The following is a 17,205-nucleotide window of genomic DNA, read 5'->3' on the forward strand; positions in this document are numbered from 1 at the left end:
AACCTCTACTCGACAAGCACGGTTAATCCATACAGTGAAAAAACCTACTCATTGAAAGGCCGATTTTTACTGCTTTCATTTTAACATCGATTAATTGGGGTTGAGATTAATGAATACGAATTACGTAGTGAAATAAAGAAATTTCAAGTGTAAATAAGATATAAATTATATAGAAAATTAGATGGTACCCGGGGACGGACTTGAACCGTCACGCTCTTACAAGCGAGGGATTTTAAATTCTTCGTAGTAACATACATGAAAAAATATTAGTCATTGATATTGTTAGCCTTATTTCCATATGTATATTAATCTTTACTGCTTAAATAGGTTTGAACAGTAAAATCATCGTATAAAATCGGTATAAAGTTACTAAATAATTTAGCCTTTAGTCAGTTCAAAATCCTTAAAGAATAATGTTATATCTATGAATTGCCTTTAATTTTTTCAACAACTGATGCTTCATATTGATATTTCGTTGTCGTGACTTTAATAAACCTGATTTCATTGATGCGCAGATAAATAAGGTTATCACGGTAGCACATCGCTAGGTTCCACTTTTCATGGTCGCCTACCAGTTTATAAGGTTCTACGCTTTTGTAGTGATGGTTGTGATAATAAAACTCGATAATATTTCGATTGGTTATTACAGTGGCTAATTGTTTGAATGCGTCACTGTAGCCGTTACTCCCTTCGTGCGCTTTGGATTGAATATAAAACGGTGATTCATCTTCGGGTAGTAAGAGGTATGACAATAAGCGCTTATCTAATGACGGGAACTCTTCACTTAACCCTAGAGTAGTTATTAACTGACGTAATGCTTGAAGGTTATATTGCCCTTTATTGGCTGGAGTCATCCAGTAATAACCTTTATCGGTATTAATCGGTACATGATAAGCGAGCGACTTTAAATCTCGTTGGATGGTTTTAACACTAGCATCACAGTTATCAGCGATATCATGAATGTAAATTTTCTCACCCGTAATAAGATTAGCTAGTAGCATTGCTAATCGCTCACCTAGTTTCACTCTTGCCATAACTGCTTTTTATCTCTTCGTTATTATTAGAACGCTATTGTCGCAATCTTGCCCGACAGGTTAGGTTCAAAAAAATAATTTAACGAAAATAAGTAAATCACGCTGTAAGTCTTGTTATAGCTGACATAAAGGGTAAATAAAGAAAATTTAATTATTTTTATTGCCCGACAAACCCTGTCGCAGTGTCTGTGTATCTTTAACTCAAGTCCAAAATAACTTGAATTGAAGAGGAAGATATATGGCTTACCGTGATGATAATGATTTAGCTTTTTTAGCACATTGCAGTGATGATGAACTGTCAGCATTATTGGAAACATTAATTACTGATAAAGATGGCGAAGTCCGTTACACCGAAGCATTAACCAGTACCGACGAGTATAAGAAGTTTCAGCCTGAGCATAGCAAGTACTGGCACAATATTACTGCTGAAATCCAGTGCTACGGTGCTAATACCTTAGCAAGTATGTTTCGCGGCGGTAAAGGTATCTTGTACCGTGAAGTATTAACCGACGTTTGTAAAAAGATGAAAGCTAATCATCCTAATAATGCCTCTGTTGAAACCATGGAACGCAATTTATTAATGAAGTTTTTTGAAGATGCGGTTGAGAAATTATCAGCTGATGATTTAAAAGACTTAATTAGTGAATTAGGCCTTAAGACCACCACCTTCACATCAAAAGCCGTGGTATCAGCGATACAACTTGCCATAAGAACTAACGGCATCATCGCATATAAATTAGCACTGATAGTCGCGAATGGCGTTGCCCGAGCGTTATTAGGTCATGGATTAGCTTTTACTACCAACATTACCGTTGTTCGTTCGGTTGCTGTTTTTGCTGGTCCAATTGGTTGGGCTATTACAGGAGTATGGGCTCTTACCGACATAGCAGGGCCAGCTTATCGCGTTACCATTCCTGCCGTTGTGCAAATTGTTTGTTTAAGAGCTAAAGCAAAAGCCGCTAATCAAATGGAGTAATAACCCTATGTATCCCTTTACTAATGACAAAATATTAATCAATGCAAATAAGGAAGTACCAATGAAAGAAGTCGATTTAAGTTCTGTTAATTTAAGTTTTATCAAGCAACAAATAGGTAATAAAGCATCATTTGTGCTCTTGGGCTGTTCAGGAAAAATTAACGATACGATTAAATATATTGAACGCATTATTGAGTCCAAAAAAAATGCGTTGTCGTATCTACACTGTTGGTCGTGGTGCAGCAGCTGCCGCTTGTGTACTTGCTGGTAGTAGTGGCACATTAGTTCTTTTAGGTGTTGGTTTACACCGATTAGCACCATCAATCCAGACTATGAAATTGGTCGTGATTTAATCAACAACAAAATCACAGTTGAGTATAAAAAAGTAATTGTAATAACCTGATTTAGCTCAAGATATTTATATATTCTTGAGCTACAATCAATTTCACTGATTTAACACTTTTCTTGGTAAATCAGCCCTTTCTCAATGGAGTAGAAAAAATGGAAATGAAACATTCTTTAATTGCAGTAAGTTTATTAACGTTAACAGCATGCGGAGGAGGTAGCTCGACCGATGAAGACCCCGTACCTCTACCAACACCACCGCCTCCGGCAGCAACCATATCAGGTAAAGTTATTGATGGTTATGTCACAGGTGCTACCGTATTTTTGGATTTAAACGGTAATACCATACTTGATAACAATGAACCATCAGCAACAACGGGGGATAATGGTGAATATTCTTTAGATTTAGATACCGAACAATATGACTGTCAAGCATATGTACCTTTAGTAGTTGATGTACCTGTAGGTGCGTCTGATAGTGATACGGGTGAAGTCACCGAAGCATATCAATTAGTTTTTCCTCCATCAATGGGAAGTGCTATTGATACAGGCGATATTACTGACATTACACCACTAACAACGGTTATTTGGGAATCCATTAAATCTGAATTTTTATTAAAAGATGAAGATTTAGACAACCCAAACCTTGCCTGTGATGCTATTCGTGATAATCATGAAAAAATTGATGAACTAGCTCGACATATTGAGCAAACATTAAAAGATATCGCAGCTCACTACAACATTAGCCAAGACGCTATCTTTGCTGATTACATTGCTAATGGTGATAGTGCAACACACGAACTAGCCGTTTTAATTGTTAAAGGATTAAAGAAAGGTTTTGCTGAAGCAGCAGAGCTTAAACAAAACCATCCCAACAGTTATGTTGATGTTAAGTATCTAAAAACATCTGATGGTTGGGTACGTAAAGAGTATATCTATACCGCTAGTGGCAATGACAACAGTAATGGCTGGTCTTCACACGCTAAAGTTGAATCAACAACCCATAGCGTTAGTGATGATTTAGAAGTTATTGGTGAGCAAATTGATTTCTATAACCGTAGAGGCTCAGGTAAGAATGTCGGTGATGATAAAATCATTCTAGCCACTTCTGAGGAAACTTGTAATACACGTGAATACCTTAATTATTATGAGCAGTTAGGTACTAATGAGGTACATGAACGTGAAATGACTAACATCACTTCGACCTGTGCTGATGAAGATAATGGTAAGTATGTCTTTAACATGCAATGGTCAGATTGGGATAAGCGCCTTGGCACTATCGGGCAATATATCATCCGTTTCGATGTTGAAGCCAAGCAGTTCATGATGTTTAGCGATATTGAGCGCTTTCATCAAAACAAAAATCAATTAGATTATGCGGCAATTAATGCTGAAATTGATGGGTTAAGTTATCACTATGACGATGATATTAGCGATACTACTGCTTTATACGAAACTTTTAGCTTTGTTACCTTAACCAAAATGGTTGAAGAAAATGGTTTACGTGTTGAGTATAAAAAAGTAATGGTAGGTTTTGATGGTTGGAACTATGAAACCACACGCTTTAATGCTGACGGTACTTATAACAAAGAGTGTAAAGCTTGGGATGCTGATGCTTGGACTGATTGTTAATCACTAGTTTGTTGACTCTAAATTAAGAGCAGAAATTCTGCTCTTTTTTTTAATCAAACTTTAGCCTAGATTTTAACTATTGTGACCACAGACTTTTAATTTCATTAAACTCACACTCAGAGTTTGCGTTTTTTTTCCATATTATTAATTGTTCTTTATCATCTGCGATAAACATTCCATCTTTATATAATTTAAGTGCATATTGGCAGGAAATTTCCCCTAACGTCAGTTTCGTTGAAATAATTATTTCTGAATCTTGTTCATTAATTTGAGTTTCTTCTTCAAGGTGCACTAATGTATTTGTAATTGCATTTGAAATATATTTTTTTTGGTTAACATCAGCATTCTTTAAAATCGTATAAGCAGATTGTATACAGTAAGCTAGCCTTATAGGTTCTCTAAATAAAATTTTTGTGGCGAGTGTTTGTAGTGGAAGAGTTTGTTCCTCAATATGGTACTCATGAACTTGATGGACAAGCGAGAGATAGGAGATTTACAGGTCATCTTTGTGCCTATCGGTGCTGCAATGAAGTTTATAATCGTTAATATGACGTTTTTATACCGATTGAAAACGATATAACGTCTTCACATACAAAAAGTGGCATAAAATTGAGTTTTATTTTTAATGTTTATAATTGATGATTTCTAACGAGTTATTGAAGAGATATAGCAAAGTGAGCTAACTCTAAAACACTTACAGATAAAGGTTTACAGAGTTATAGGTGTTTTGAATTTACTAAGGAGATATTACAGTATAAAGATGGTACCCGGGGACGGACTTGAACCGTCACGCTCTTACAAGCGAGGGATTTTAAATCCCTTGTGTCTACCAATTCCACCACCCGGGCATTGCTATCTAACGATAGAGGATAGTCTTTTTAAAGTAAGCTTGGCACCTACTACATATAATAAATGAATAACTTGTTATCTATTTAGATTTATATGTTTGGAAATTTGGAGCGGCTAACGAGACTCGAACTCGTGACATTCACGTTGGCAACGTGATGCTCTACCAGCTGAGCTACAGCCGCTTCGTAGAGTTCCTCTCATAATAGAAATGGTACCCGGGGACGGACTTGAACCGTCACGCTCTTACAAGCGAGGGATTTTAAATCCCTTGTGTCTACCAATTCCACCACCCGGGCATTGCTATCTAANACCGGGGGACGGACTTGAACCGTCACGCTCTTACAAGCGAGGGATTTTAAATCCCTTGTGTCTACCAATTCCACCACCCGGGCAAAATGGAGGCGGGTCCCGGAGTCGAACCGAGGTCCACGGATTTGCAATCCGCTGCATAGCCACTCTGCCAACCCGCCATTTTATCAACAACCGAGTCGAGGTATTCCCTGTTACTTCTTGTTAAAGAAGAATAAAATTGGAGCGGCTAACGAGACTCGAACTCGTGACATTCACGTTGGCAACGTGATGCTCTACCAGCTGAGCTACAGCCGCTTCACTTTGTTGACTACCTTGTCAACGGAAACGCATTCTACATCGAAATATTTTCCAGTCAACCCTTAAATTCTTTTTTTATTTCGAGTGGTCAAAAAGCGAGTTATTTGCTGTTTTTTTAGCTAAAAGTTAGTTGTTTCAATAATCAGTGACTACAAAATCAACTTTTTTGCTCTTTTAACTCCGGCCATGCCGCTTTAAAATAACTAACTAATGAAGAAACCGTTAAAATTGTTGCGACAACAAAGAAAAAATAAGCCGCATAATTGATCACTTCATGAGGTAATTGAAATAAGATTAAAGGTATATCGTAATTAGGTTGCCATATTAGCCCCATAATACCTAACATCTGTGCAGCTGTTTTATATTTCCCCATATTTGATACCGCGATAACATCTCGTTTTCCTCTGGAAGACATAAACTCACGTAATGCACTAATAAATACCTCTCTTGATATCATAATTATTGCAGCGATTGAAACCCACCACGACTGATAGTCTTGGGCAATCATCACTAATGCTGCTACCACCATTAACTTATCGGCTACGGGGTCGATAAAAGCGCCAAAAGAAGATGATTGATTAAGCTTTCTTGCTAAGTAGCCATCTAACGCATCACTGATCGAGGCAGTCCAGAAAATGGCAAATGCGCCAAAATTACTCCAAGAAAGTGGAAGATAGAAAACCAACAAGAAGATAGGAATTAATATGATCCGAAAAAGTGTTATTTGATTAGGTATTGTCCACATTACTTTTCACTACAAGTACTTTTACTTTATTTTACACAGTTTATGAATCACTTGTCATGCAATGCATCATAAATATTTTGAGCGAGTACTTTACTTATCCCTGGGACTTTTTCAAGTTGCGAGATATCTGCCTGCATTACTTCTTGCATACCACCTAAAAACTTCAATAGACTTTGACGCTTTTTAGCGCCAATTCCTTCAATCATTTCTAATTGTGATTTTTTACTCACTTTTTGTCTTTTAGCGCGATGACCTGAAATTGCAAAGCGATGTGATTCATCTCGAATATGTTGTACTAAGTGCAACGCAGGCGATGTCGCGGGTAAAGAAATAAGTTGATGACTACCCGCCAATATTAATGTTTCTAGACCAGGCTTTCTCGACTCCCCTTTTGCGACACCTACTAATAATGGCGTTTTATCGAGCTCTATTTCATTAAAAAAATCTTCTGCTTTTGCTAGTTGCCCTTTACCACCATCAATAAAAACAATATCAGGCATGTTATCCATATTGGTTAATTTTCCATAACGCTTTCTCAATGCAAAGTCCATTGCTGCGTAATCATCACCGGGCGTAATGCCATGAACATTATAACGCCTATAATCTGTTTTTAAGGGACCTTCTTGGTTAAAAACGACGTTCGATGCTATGGTTTGTTGGCCCATAGTATGGCTAATATCAAAACACTCAATACGTTGAATACCATTAGATAACTCAAACACTTCATTTAATGCTACGAAGCGTGCCTGCATTGACTCTTTATGGCTATTTCTCGTTACTAATGCCGTTTGGGCGTTAGTGGTTGCAAGCTTTAAATATTGGGCTCTTTCAGAGCGTATGCGTGTTGATATTTTAACGTCATGTTCAGCTTGCTCAGACAATAATTTACTTAATTCTGTAACCTGCTCTATTTCATGACCTATAACAATTTCTTTTGGAATGTTTCCCTGTAAAGGCTCATGGTTTAAATAATGTTGCCCAACAAAAGCTTGTAATATCTCACTATCTTGTGTTTCGCTGGGCACCACAGGATAAAAGCTCTTACTGCCTAATATTTTATGATCTCTAATACAAAGCAAATGAACACAGGCTTGTGAATTGATGCGAAATAAACCGACAACATCCATCTCTGCTGCTAAGCCACTAACATGCTGTTGTTGCTGTATTTTTCGTAAAGTTGAAATCTGATCTCGGTATTTAGCAGCTTGTTCAAAAGCTAATTCGTGACTTGCTTTTTCCATGCGCCCAACCAATTGTTCAATGACTGTTGAGCTTTTACCTCGTAAGAAGAGTTTTGCTAATTTAACCTGCTCCTGATAGTCATCAATTGATATTTTATCGACACAAGGCGCAGAACAACGCCCTAGTTGATATTGCAAGCAAGGCCTAGAGCGAGCGCGATAGTAGCTATCTTCGCATTGTCTAATAGGAAAGATTTTCTGCATTAAGCGCAAGCTTTCCCAAACAGCACCGACGGTTGGGTATGGACCAAAATATTCACCTTTTACTTTCTTTCCACCTCTATGAGCTCCTAATTTAGGGTGCTTATGATCGGTAATTAGTAAATACGGATAGGTTTTATCATCACGTAATAAAATATTGTATTTTGGTTGGTACTTCTTGATATAGTTATTTTCAAGAATTAATGCTTCACCCTCGGTATGGGTTACCGTAACATCTATAGCGCAAATTTGTTTAACTAGCGCCTTAGTTTTTACAGAGCCAACATCTTTTCTAAAGTAACTCGCTAAACGTTTTTTTAATTGCTTCGCTTTTCCAACATATATAACTTCTTGTTGCTGGTTATACATGCGATAGACACCAGCTTGTTCGGTTACCGAGGCAAGAAAAGCAACAGAATCAAAATCATTTGATACTTGTGGTTCGCTATGTATTGCGTGTTCAGGTTCAACTAACGTTGAGTGATCAGGTTTGTCAGACAAAATTACAGCTTTTCTGTTTTCAACATACCATGACGAATAGCAAGATGTGTTAACTCAACATCATTACTCACGCCAAGCTTTTCAAACATTCTATATCGATAACTATTGATTGTTTTAGTACTCAAGACCAAGTGCTCTGAAATATCAGGTACTTTTTCGCCTCGGGTAATCATGAGCATAATTTGTAACTCTCGATCTGATAAGGCATTAAAAGGGTTTTCATCAACCGACTTAAATTGACTCAGCGCCATTTGTTGTGCAATTTCAGTTGTTAAATAACGCTGACCACTATTTACAGCTTTTATGGCATTAACCATTTCATCAGGGCCAGCCCCTTTGGTTAAGTAGCCTGAAGCACCCATTTGCATTACTTTTGTTGGGAAAGGATCTTCACTGTGAACCGTTAGTACAATAACTTTAACATCAGGGGATATTCGTAAAATTTTCTTAGTTGCTTCTAAGCCGCCCATACCTGGCATATCCATATCCATTAAGATGACATCAACCTCAGTTTGTCGGCAAAATTTAATAGCGTCTTCGCCAGTATCACACTCCCCGATAACTTTCAGCCCTTTAACATCACTGAGAATTTTGTTGATACCTGTTCTAACCAACTCATGATCATCTACCAATAAAACGTTTATCAATGGTTTCGCCTTATATTTTCATAAATCAACTTACTTACATCATTAACATCTTGCAGAAAATGATCATTACTTTGTTTTACATTTTAAATTAATGTATCACTGCCTTTGAGCTGAGTAAAACGTTTATGATTTGCTATAGTTTATTATTTTTTAACCAGCTATTTAACAGCCCTATCTGACCATTTTTATATGCTGCATAAGTTAACCTGACAGCATTACTTAATATAACACTGTCAGACCAATTAGTTTGTTCACTGATGAGTTTATAACATTCCTTTGCTTCCGGTGATAAATAGCCACGCATCTCTTGTAAGCCACGTTCTTTTTGCCTTTCACGGTAGCGTTTTTGCTTTTCAGCATTGCTCATTGCCTTTTTTTCTTGCTTAGACTCAACTTGATTCATTGCAGTTAACTCATATTTGCCAATACGCTATCTAATATCACATTATATACACATCTTTTCGTAAAGAAATATCAGTATGTAAATTCTTATACAAAGTCTACTTTTGGCTAAGGTAAAAAGAAGACGCTGCTGTATCAATATAACTACAAAGCCTAACTTGATTTTCATCAAAAATTTTAGCTTTTTTAACTGTTCAGAGTTGTTTAGTGTACATGCGTACGCTAAAGTAGCGACCTTAATTTTATTATCGGATATAACCTCTACTATGGCGATGGCACAACAAAACTCATATAGCAAAGAAGATTTAATTAAAGCGGGTACTGGCGAAATGTTTGGTGAAGGTAACTCTCAACTTCCTTCAGACAATATGTTAATGATGGATCGTATCGTTACTATCACAGAAGAAGGTGGCGAACACGGTAAAGGCTACATCTTAGCTGAATTAGATATTACAGCTGACTTATGGTTTTTTGACTGTCACTTTAAAGGCGACCCCGTTATGCCTGGTTGTTTAGGTCTTGATGCTATGTGGCAATTAGTTGGTTTCTTCTTAGGTTGGTCAGGTGGCCCAGGTAAAGGCCGTGCATTAGGCGTAGGTGAAGTAAAATTTACCGGTCAAATCCTACCAACGGCAAGTAAAGTGACTTTTAAAATAGAGATGAAACGTGTAATTAAACGTAAATTATTTATGGGTCTTGCAGATGGTAGCGTAAGTGTTGACGGCCGTGAAATATACACAGCAAAAGATTTAAAGGTTGGTTTGTTCACGGATACAACTAACTTTTAATCACTTATCTATTAGTGATTAAAACAATAAACCCAGCATTGATGCTGGGTTTATTTTTATGGCTATGTTAATAAACTGCGCTAGCGTTTACCTGAATAGGCCTTGTTGTTTATCTTCTATGGCTTCTCGCCATCCACCTAACCACTGCGACTTAATTGCCGTACTTTGGTAAGGGCAATGTTCTTTAGAACGTCCGGCTATACCTGCTTGATACCCCTTAGTGTGAGCCCTATCTTGGCGATCGCGTTTTTGCCTTTTCATCATATATACACGCTCCTTTATTGCTGCCACTATTGTTAATTTAGTTAGCTGTAAGCTACTTTTTAAGAATAGCCAACAATCAGTAAAAAACAATCGTTACTCATGTAATAAAACAGCACTTTTTAATAAGTGAATGAAAATAATTAGAATTATGTTAGTAATTAATTTTACCAGAGTACATGGTTTAACGAGCATAAAAAAAGCACTCAATGAGTGCTTTCTAAAATAGTGCGACTAACTAATGGTTAATTAATGCGAATTCTTCGACGAAATACGGTTAAAACAAAAAGAAACCAAAGTACAGCTACATTCAAACTTGCCCCTTGTCGCTTAACTTTTTCCTCAACAACGGTACAGTCTTCTACTTCACCTTCTATAGGCTCTAAAACAACCGCTCTTACTACATCTTCTTTAACAGGGTTGCCATCATCATCAAGAACAAGTTCACCTTTAGAGTCGTAACGTTCGCTTGAAATAATAGCGGTAGCAGAAATGACATTTTCATCGTTAATATCTCTTGCTTCTAAAATATCATATGGACTATCACAGCCAATAAGATCATTAACATTATTAAAGACATCATTATTCATATCGTATAAAAATGCAGCCGTTCGTCGAGGATTACTTGAACTATCATTATGGGTTTCTACTTGCCCATCACCTATAATAAAGCCATTTTCATTAACTGCATAAGCTGTGCTATCTGAGGTAGTAAAGAAATCATCAGGTGTGATGATTTCCATAGTATCTTTTGGTTGGTTGGTATCTACATAGAAAAATTTCTTCGTGCCTCTTTCATTGTAAATGTAGCCAACGGCAATACCCTTATCATTAATATCATATGCCTTGGATACTGCATTTGACGAATAAGGATAAACATTGTTTTTTTGATTGAAATCAAACACCTCACCGTCCTTATACATTACAGCATAAGCGGTATAAGTACGTTGATTAACCGCTGGTGTAGTAACATTTTCTTCATACCAGCCATCAGCATAACCAACAACGACACCATGATTATTAATTGCGGTCGCATAACTTGAATGAGTTCTTTCATCATCTGGGTGCGGCTCTATTAAAAGACCTAGTTGCTCTGTAACCAGTTCTCCACCAGGTGTTACCGTCGCCTTATACGCCATTTTATGATACATGTCTCCCTGATTACGCTGAACACAAATTTCAAATGGCATCGCTTCTAGCATACTGCTATTACGACAATCGTTACTTCCTGTGCTTTCTATAATATTATCAATAACAAATTCATTTAGTTTATAACTGACATAACCAACAGCAGTATTATTATCATTAATATCAATAACAGTGGATAATCCACCACCATATTCAGTTTCTACAGGCTCTACTTGAATAATTTGAGCACCGTTATCAAACGAGAAAAATCCACGCTGACCAAAGTCTCTCAGCCAATAGTTTCTAATATTTCCATTACCGTCAGTGAAAGGTTCCATAGGTAAGTAAGGTGCAGTTGCTGTTCCATAGGCAACACCTGAATCGGTCGTTCCTGATATAATGTCATATGTCGAGCGGGTCAACTGGCCTGTCCCTTCAAAAGGCACATCAAACACCGTAAATTGCTCGGTTATTGAATCGCCACCTAGATTTACCATAGCAACAGAATCGGCTAATCTCTGATACTCATCTAAACGGCCTCCATGTCTTACACCTGCACCATTTTGGCTGTCACCCAACCAACGAATTACCCATGAAAGATCATTAGCCGTAGGGGTACCTGCGACCATAGCATCGTAATCTTCTAGATCTTCAAGCTCATGAACTTGTTCATGATAACGAAATGCGTAACGCTGAATATCTTGAAAGTTTAATTCGTCAAGATACTCAAATTGTACCGGTAAGTTATACAACTTTGCCCCTGAAATAGCTAAAACGCCGTTATTGTTTTGATGTTGGGCATAAGTATATTTAAGCTCATCAACAACATTTTTATCAACTACACGATAGGTTGCTGCTTGTGTAGTGGTTATTAAACTAACACTTAATGCACTGACAATGCCTAGTGCTAAAAAACTCTTTCCAAATTGCTTCATTTTTACTTCTTAACTCAATCTATAGATTATTTGTTGAATATGTTCACTGTCTTAAAAGGTTACTTTAACGACTATGATTCATCTAATTCTTGCCATCTGCTGTAAGCAACGTCAAGTTTTGACTCACTTTCTGCAAGCTGGTTCAATATTTTTTGACTTTGCTCACTGTCTTGATTAAAAAAATCCGCATGGTTTATCTTTTCTTGTAAAGATTCTATTAAGGTTTCAAGTTCATCAATTATTTCAGGTAACTCTTCAAGCTCTTTACTTTCTTTATAAGACAGTTTTTTCTTTGCTATTTTACTTTGTTCTTTTGATACATTACTCGGTTGATTTTTTTCTTGTGTTTTTGTCTCTTTATTAATAGCTGACAGCTGTGCTTGTCTTTGTTGCTCTTTTTGAGCTAAATAACTATCAACATCATCATATCCGCCTACTATCTGATTGATATAGCCCGTACCATCAAAATAAAGACATGTATTGACACAATTATTCACAAAATCTCGATCATGGCTTACTAAAATAACGGTTCCTGCATAATTTGCAACGACTTCTTCTAAAAGCTCTAAAGTTTCTATATCGAGATCGTTAGTAGGTTCATCAAGAATTAATAAATTACTGGGTTTTAAAAATAACCTTGCAAGCAATAATCTGTTTTTCTCTCCACCAGAAAGTGCTCTTACTGGTGTACGTGCACGTTTAGGACTAAAAAGAAAATCTTGTAAGTATCCAAGAACATGTCGAGACTTACCATTAACCATGACTTCTTGCTTGCCTTCACCGACAATTTCTTGAACGGTTTTATTAACATCTAACGCTTCACGGTGTTGATCAAAGTAGGCGACATCTAGGTTGACCCCAGAGCGCATTTTACCGCTGGTTGCTGCTAACTTTTCCATAATGAGTTTGATTAACGTTGATTTACCTGTACCGTTAGCACCTATTAGTGCGAGCCTGTCATTACGGTTAATTAACAGGTTTAAATCTTTAATCACTTCTTTATGATCGAAAGATACATACACATGTTCAGCTTCAAAGACTAATTTACCAGAGCGCTCACCTTGACTAATAGTCATACTACCCTGAGTTTTCACTTCTCGACGCTCTTTTCTTTCTACACGCAGTTTTTCTAACGCTCTAACTCGGCCTTCATTTCTTGTGCGCCTTGCTTTAATCCCTTGTCTTATCCACACCTCTTCTTCGGCAAGGCGTTTATCAAACAGTGCATTCTGTTGATCTTCAACTTGTAAGTCGTGCTGTTTTTGCTCGATATACAGATCATAATCACCAGGGTAACTTTTGAGTTTACCGCGATCTAAATCAAGAATTCGCGTTGATAATCCACGAATAAATGCCCTGTCATGACTGATAAAGATAATCGTGCCATTAAAATCTTTTAAAAACTTCTCAAGCCATAGCACACTGTCTATGTCTAAATGGTTAGTCGGTTCATCAAGTAATAAAATGTCTGGCGACGTTACCAGTGCTTTTGCTAATGCGAGTTTACGTAACCAGCCCCCTGATAAATCTGATATTTTGTCATCAGCATTCAAAGAGAGCGTACTCATTACTTGCTCAATTTTCTGTTCATCTTGCCAAGCACTCGCCTGCTCTAATTCCTCTTGTACTTTAGAGAGCTTTTCTAAGTTTTTCTCACTTGGATCTTCAGAAATAAGATTAATCAAGCCATGATAACGCTTTATGAGCTCAGCATTTTCTTTTACGCCTTGAGCAATATAATCAAAGACACTAATATCTGATGACTCGGGTGGATCTTGCTCCAACATCGCCATTTGCATGCTATTTGATTTAAGAATTTGTCCATCATCAAGCTTTTGTAAGCCCATAATAATCTTCATCAAGGTAGACTTACCGGCGCCATTTTTACCCACTAAACAGATACGTTCGTTGGTTTGTACACTCAATTCTGCTTGATCTAAAATTTTACCTTCACCAAAAGCGAGTTCGCCATTAGCAATTCTAAATAATTCCATAGTTTTTTAACTTACTTCTTAAATGTAATGCGTTAAATGTAATCGTGATAAAAGCGTGCTATTCGCTAAGCTAATGCTTTAACCTGTTCACTCTCAAAAGGCCAAAATAATTTTTTATTATCAGACAGTCGTTCGAGTACGGGAATATGGACACCATAAAGCTCAATTAACGATAACGATTCATGAGCTACACTTTCGGTTTCGATAATATCAATTTGCGTAAAAGAACCAATAGGCAATGTCGCTTCACAAATACTCAATGCTTGTTCACATAAGTGACAACCTTCACTACCGTATAAATTAAAGTTTATTGAAGTCATTACTTTCTTTCTCAATTACTTCTTGCGGGTAATAGACCAGCTATTGTGAATATGTTTGTTACGAGCAAAGTCTTTATCTCTAGTAACATCCGTTAAATTTTCAGCTTTTAGCCCTAAAGCTTCCATCGCTTCAACGTCGATTTTAAAATTACGTTTGTTATTAGTGAAGAATATTTCACCGCCAGGCGCTAAACACTTTAACGCGTCGGTAATTAAAGTGACGTGATCTCGCTGAACATCAAAGCTATCTTCCATTCTCTTAGAGTTTGAAAACGTTGGTGGGTCAATGAAAATCAAATCATATTGTTTAATATTCTTTTTTAACCAATCTAAACAATCTGCTTGAATAAATTCATACTTATGACCTGATAGCTTATTCAAGGCAAAGTTATCTTGTGCCCAGTTCAAATAGGTGTTTGACATATCAACCGTAGTCACTGAACTTGCGCCATGCAAAGCTGCTTGAACAGATACAGAGCCGGTATAAGCAAAGAGGTTTAATAAGTTTTTATTTTTAGCTTTTTTAGCAACAATTTGACGTGTTTTACGGTGATCTAAAAATAATCCGGTATCAAGGTAATCCCACAAGTTAATCTTAAATAATGCCCCATGTTCATTTACGGTTAGCGCTTGTTTAGATTTATCAAGACGTTGATATTGGTTTCGTCCTTTTTGCTTAGCACGTGTTTTTAAGACGACTTTATCTGTGTTTACCTCTAGCACCTTTGGTGCCCAGTAAATAACTTCCTGTAATCTTTTAGCGGCCTTATCGGCTTCAATCGTCTTAGGTGCTGCATACTCTTGTATTACTAGATATTCATTATAAATATCAATAGCAACGTTATATTCAGGAATATCACCATCGTATAGTCGATAACTATTAATTTCACCTGACTTAAGCCAACCTTTTAATGCTTTTTTATTTTTCTTTAATCGATTGGCAAAGGCACTGTCTTGCTCTGCAAAATTTGACTGAGGTGTTGTCGCATCTTTTTCAATTTGCTTTTCATCGATATTATAAAGTGCAAGCTGACAATCTAATGGACCATTTTTAAATTTGTAACGCTTAAAACTAGAAAGCTTAAGCATGGATAATAAGTCAATATTCGCCGTTAAAATTGCCACACGCCAATCGATAAATTGCGCTTTTAATTTTTGCCCAAATAAAACAAAGCTTTCAACCAACTCAGGTAACTCACCTATACGCTCACCATAAGGAGGGTTAAACAAAATAGTACCTGCCTGACCAAAGGTATTATTCATTTTATTGGTATCTTTACAGCTAAACTCTATGAAGCGCTGTAAATTTGCATTACGCGCATTTTGTTGTGCTGTTTTTAGCACCCGCGAGTCAATATCGATACCAAACACTTTTACATTAAGGTTGGCTAAAGAATTTGCTGATTGCTCTTGGGCATTCGTTAGTTCTTGTTGCCAAATTTCGTCATCATGTTTCTTCCATACATCAAAACCCCATGTAGCTCTATCGATACTCGGTGCTTGCTTACCTGCCATAGAAACTGCTTCAATCAAAATTGTGCCAGAGCCACACATAGGATCAACTAAAGGTTTAGAGGTATCATCCAACCAACCAGAACGGATTATCAATGCTGCAGCTAAGTTTTCTTTTAAAGGTGCAGCACCAGTATGTTCTCTGTAGCCACGTTGAAACAATCCTCGTCCAGAAAAGTCTAAATATATACTTACGTGATCTTTGAGTAATCTTGCTTGAAAGCTGATGTCAGGAGATTTTTTATCAACATCTGGACGCTCTAATCCTTGATCTCTAAATTGATCAACAATAGCATCTTTAATTGTTAGTCCGCCAAATTGGCTATTTCTAATTTCTTCACTATAACCGACAAAATCAATGGCAAAGCTATGGTGGCAATCAAAATGCTCGATCCAGTTTACCGATGAAGCCGTTTGAAATAACTCATCTTTATTTTTAGCTTCACCCTCACCAATTTTTAACATGACTCGAGTCGCAAGTCTTGTCCATAGAGATATACGGTATCCTACCTCTAGCGAGGCACTAAAATATACCCCCTCAGGCTTCTGAACAACTAGTTCACCACCGAGCTTTTCAATTTCATCGACGAGTAATACTTCAATGCCAGGTGAAGTTAAAGCTAAAAAATTTTGCATAATGCATTTCCTGATATAACAATGGCGCGATTATATACCTAAAGCAGGTCTGACATAAACAAAACTTAAGCGAATGAGCGAGCAATCTTAGAGATAATTGCGTTTATCGCTTATAATTAACACATAACGAAGAACATTTAGTCAATTAGACATTAGTTTCAAAAAACAACTTGCTTTATCTCGTCGCACTCCTTAATATACGCCTCGCTTTCAAGCAGTGATGTTTCACTCTAAAAGTTTTCTTAAGTGAAGAAATAAAATAGACTTAGCTTTTTATCTTTTGATAAGCATTCGGACGCGGGATGGAGCAGCTTAAAGTTCAACCTCGTCGGGCTACTCTTATATGCGAATAGCCGAAGGTCGTTGTTTTTTTCAAATACAGCTTCCGCAACCAATTCTTAAGTACAGAATTTAAATAGGCTTAGCTTTTATCTTAGGATAAACATTCG

Annotated in this window: 15 protein-coding genes and 6 tRNA genes; 4 read left to right on the forward strand and 17 right to left on the reverse strand. The window is 36.9% G+C overall.

The features are described from left to right. Window positions 1-422: 422 nt before the first annotated feature. Window positions 423-1,034, reverse strand: coding sequence for a YafY family protein (locus D1094_RS14610; protein ID WP_118960851.1), 612 nt, complete (start codon window positions 1,032-1,034; stop codon window positions 423-425). A 238-nt stretch (window positions 1,035-1,272) separates the two neighbouring features. Between D1094_RS14610 and D1094_RS14615 the strand changes: the two genes are divergently transcribed. From D1094_RS14615 to D1094_RS14620, 3 genes are all read left to right on the forward strand, one after another. Next, on the forward strand, window positions 1,273-2,010 hold the full coding sequence (locus tag D1094_RS14615) for a DUF3944 domain-containing protein (RefSeq protein WP_118960852.1): 738 nt from the start codon (window positions 1,273-1,275) through the stop codon (window positions 2,008-2,010). 206 nt (window positions 2,011-2,216) lie between these two features. Beyond that, window positions 2,217-2,363 (forward strand): hypothetical protein, encoded by a 147-nt coding sequence (locus D1094_RS18670; protein ID WP_182440203.1) that lies wholly within the window; start codon window positions 2,217-2,219, stop codon window positions 2,361-2,363. A gap of 154 nt (window positions 2,364-2,517) precedes the next feature. Continuing rightward, window positions 2,518-3,987, forward strand: coding sequence for a hypothetical protein (locus tag D1094_RS14620; protein WP_220452561.1), 1,470 nt, complete (start codon window positions 2,518-2,520; stop codon window positions 3,985-3,987). Between the two features lie 76 nt (window positions 3,988-4,063). Here the strand turns inward: D1094_RS14620 and D1094_RS14625 are convergent, their stop codons facing one another. The 11 genes from D1094_RS14625 to D1094_RS14675 form a co-directional block, all read right to left on the reverse strand. Further along, on the reverse strand, window positions 4,064-4,279 hold the full coding sequence (locus D1094_RS14625) for a hypothetical protein (RefSeq protein WP_118960854.1): 216 nt from the start codon (window positions 4,277-4,279) through the stop codon (window positions 4,064-4,066). A 469-nt stretch (window positions 4,280-4,748) separates the two neighbouring features. Next, window positions 4,749-4,835: transfer RNA gene (locus D1094_RS14630), tRNA-Leu, on the reverse strand. A gap of 107 nt (window positions 4,836-4,942) precedes the next feature. After that, a tRNA-Gly gene (locus D1094_RS14635) sits at window positions 4,943-5,018 on the reverse strand. 27 nt (window positions 5,019-5,045) lie between these two features. Then, a tRNA-Leu gene (locus D1094_RS14640) sits at window positions 5,046-5,132 on the reverse strand. A gap of 13 nt (window positions 5,133-5,145) precedes the next feature. Continuing rightward, window positions 5,146-5,228, reverse strand: a tRNA-Leu gene (locus tag D1094_RS14645). 4 nt (window positions 5,229-5,232) lie between these two features. Further along, a tRNA-Cys gene (locus D1094_RS14650) sits at window positions 5,233-5,306 on the reverse strand. Window positions 5,307-5,366: 60 nt separating this feature from the next. Beyond that, window positions 5,367-5,442 (reverse strand) — tRNA-Gly (locus tag D1094_RS14655). Window positions 5,443-5,602: 160 nt separating this feature from the next. After that, a complete protein-coding gene (gene pgsA / locus D1094_RS14660; RefSeq protein WP_118960855.1) occupies window positions 5,603-6,190 on the reverse strand; it encodes a CDP-diacylglycerol--glycerol-3-phosphate 3-phosphatidyltransferase in 588 nt (195 codons plus the stop codon). A 47-nt stretch (window positions 6,191-6,237) separates the two neighbouring features. Further along, complete coding sequence (uvrC, locus tag D1094_RS14665) at window positions 6,238-8,085, reverse strand: excinuclease ABC subunit UvrC (protein ID WP_118960866.1); 1,848 nt, start codon at window positions 8,083-8,085, stop codon at window positions 6,238-6,240. 50 nt (window positions 8,086-8,135) lie between these two features. Continuing rightward, window positions 8,136-8,780, reverse strand: a complete 645-nt coding sequence (gene uvrY, locus D1094_RS14670) for a UvrY/SirA/GacA family response regulator transcription factor (protein WP_118960856.1) — start codon at window positions 8,778-8,780, stop codon at window positions 8,136-8,138. 133 nt (window positions 8,781-8,913) lie between these two features. Beyond that, window positions 8,914-9,183, reverse strand: a complete 270-nt coding sequence (locus D1094_RS14675) for a hypothetical protein (RefSeq protein WP_118960857.1) — start codon at window positions 9,181-9,183, stop codon at window positions 8,914-8,916. Between the two features lie 271 nt (window positions 9,184-9,454). Between D1094_RS14675 and fabA the strand changes: the two genes are divergently transcribed. Beyond that, window positions 9,455-9,970 carry a bifunctional 3-hydroxydecanoyl-ACP dehydratase/trans-2-decenoyl-ACP isomerase gene (gene fabA / locus D1094_RS14680; RefSeq protein ID WP_118960867.1) on the forward strand — a complete coding sequence of 172 codons (516 nt, stop codon included), beginning with the start codon at window positions 9,455-9,457 and terminating at the stop codon, window positions 9,968-9,970. An 87-nt stretch (window positions 9,971-10,057) separates the two neighbouring features. Here fabA and rmf read toward each other — a convergent pair whose 3' ends face one another. The 5 genes from rmf to rlmKL all read right to left on the reverse strand — a co-directional run bounded on the left by rmf (window position 10,058) and on the right by rlmKL (window position 16,756). After that, window positions 10,058-10,231 (reverse strand): ribosome modulation factor, encoded by a 174-nt coding sequence (gene rmf / locus D1094_RS14685; RefSeq protein ID WP_118960868.1) that lies wholly within the window; start codon window positions 10,229-10,231, stop codon window positions 10,058-10,060. Window positions 10,232-10,476: 245 nt separating this feature from the next. Further along, window positions 10,477-12,294, reverse strand: coding sequence for a DUF3466 family protein (locus tag D1094_RS14690; protein WP_118960858.1), 1,818 nt, complete (start codon window positions 12,292-12,294; stop codon window positions 10,477-10,479). Window positions 12,295-12,365: 71 nt separating this feature from the next. After that, window positions 12,366-14,288: an ABC transporter ATP-binding protein gene (locus tag D1094_RS14695; RefSeq protein ID WP_118960859.1), complete on the reverse strand. Its 1,923-nt coding sequence runs from the start codon at window positions 14,286-14,288 to the stop codon at window positions 12,366-12,368. A 65-nt stretch (window positions 14,289-14,353) separates the two neighbouring features. Next, window positions 14,354-14,608: a glutaredoxin family protein gene (locus D1094_RS14700; RefSeq protein WP_118960860.1), complete on the reverse strand. Its 255-nt coding sequence runs from the start codon at window positions 14,606-14,608 to the stop codon at window positions 14,354-14,356. A gap of 15 nt (window positions 14,609-14,623) precedes the next feature. Then, window positions 14,624-16,756, reverse strand: coding sequence for a bifunctional 23S rRNA (guanine(2069)-N(7))-methyltransferase RlmK/23S rRNA (guanine(2445)-N(2))-methyltransferase RlmL (gene rlmKL / locus D1094_RS14705; protein WP_118960861.1), 2,133 nt, complete (start codon window positions 16,754-16,756; stop codon window positions 14,624-14,626). Window positions 16,757-17,205 lie beyond the last annotated feature (449 nt).

Source organism: Colwellia sp. RSH04, from assembly GCF_003545765.1.
Lineage (GTDB): Bacteria > Pseudomonadota > Gammaproteobacteria > Enterobacterales > Alteromonadaceae > Colwellia.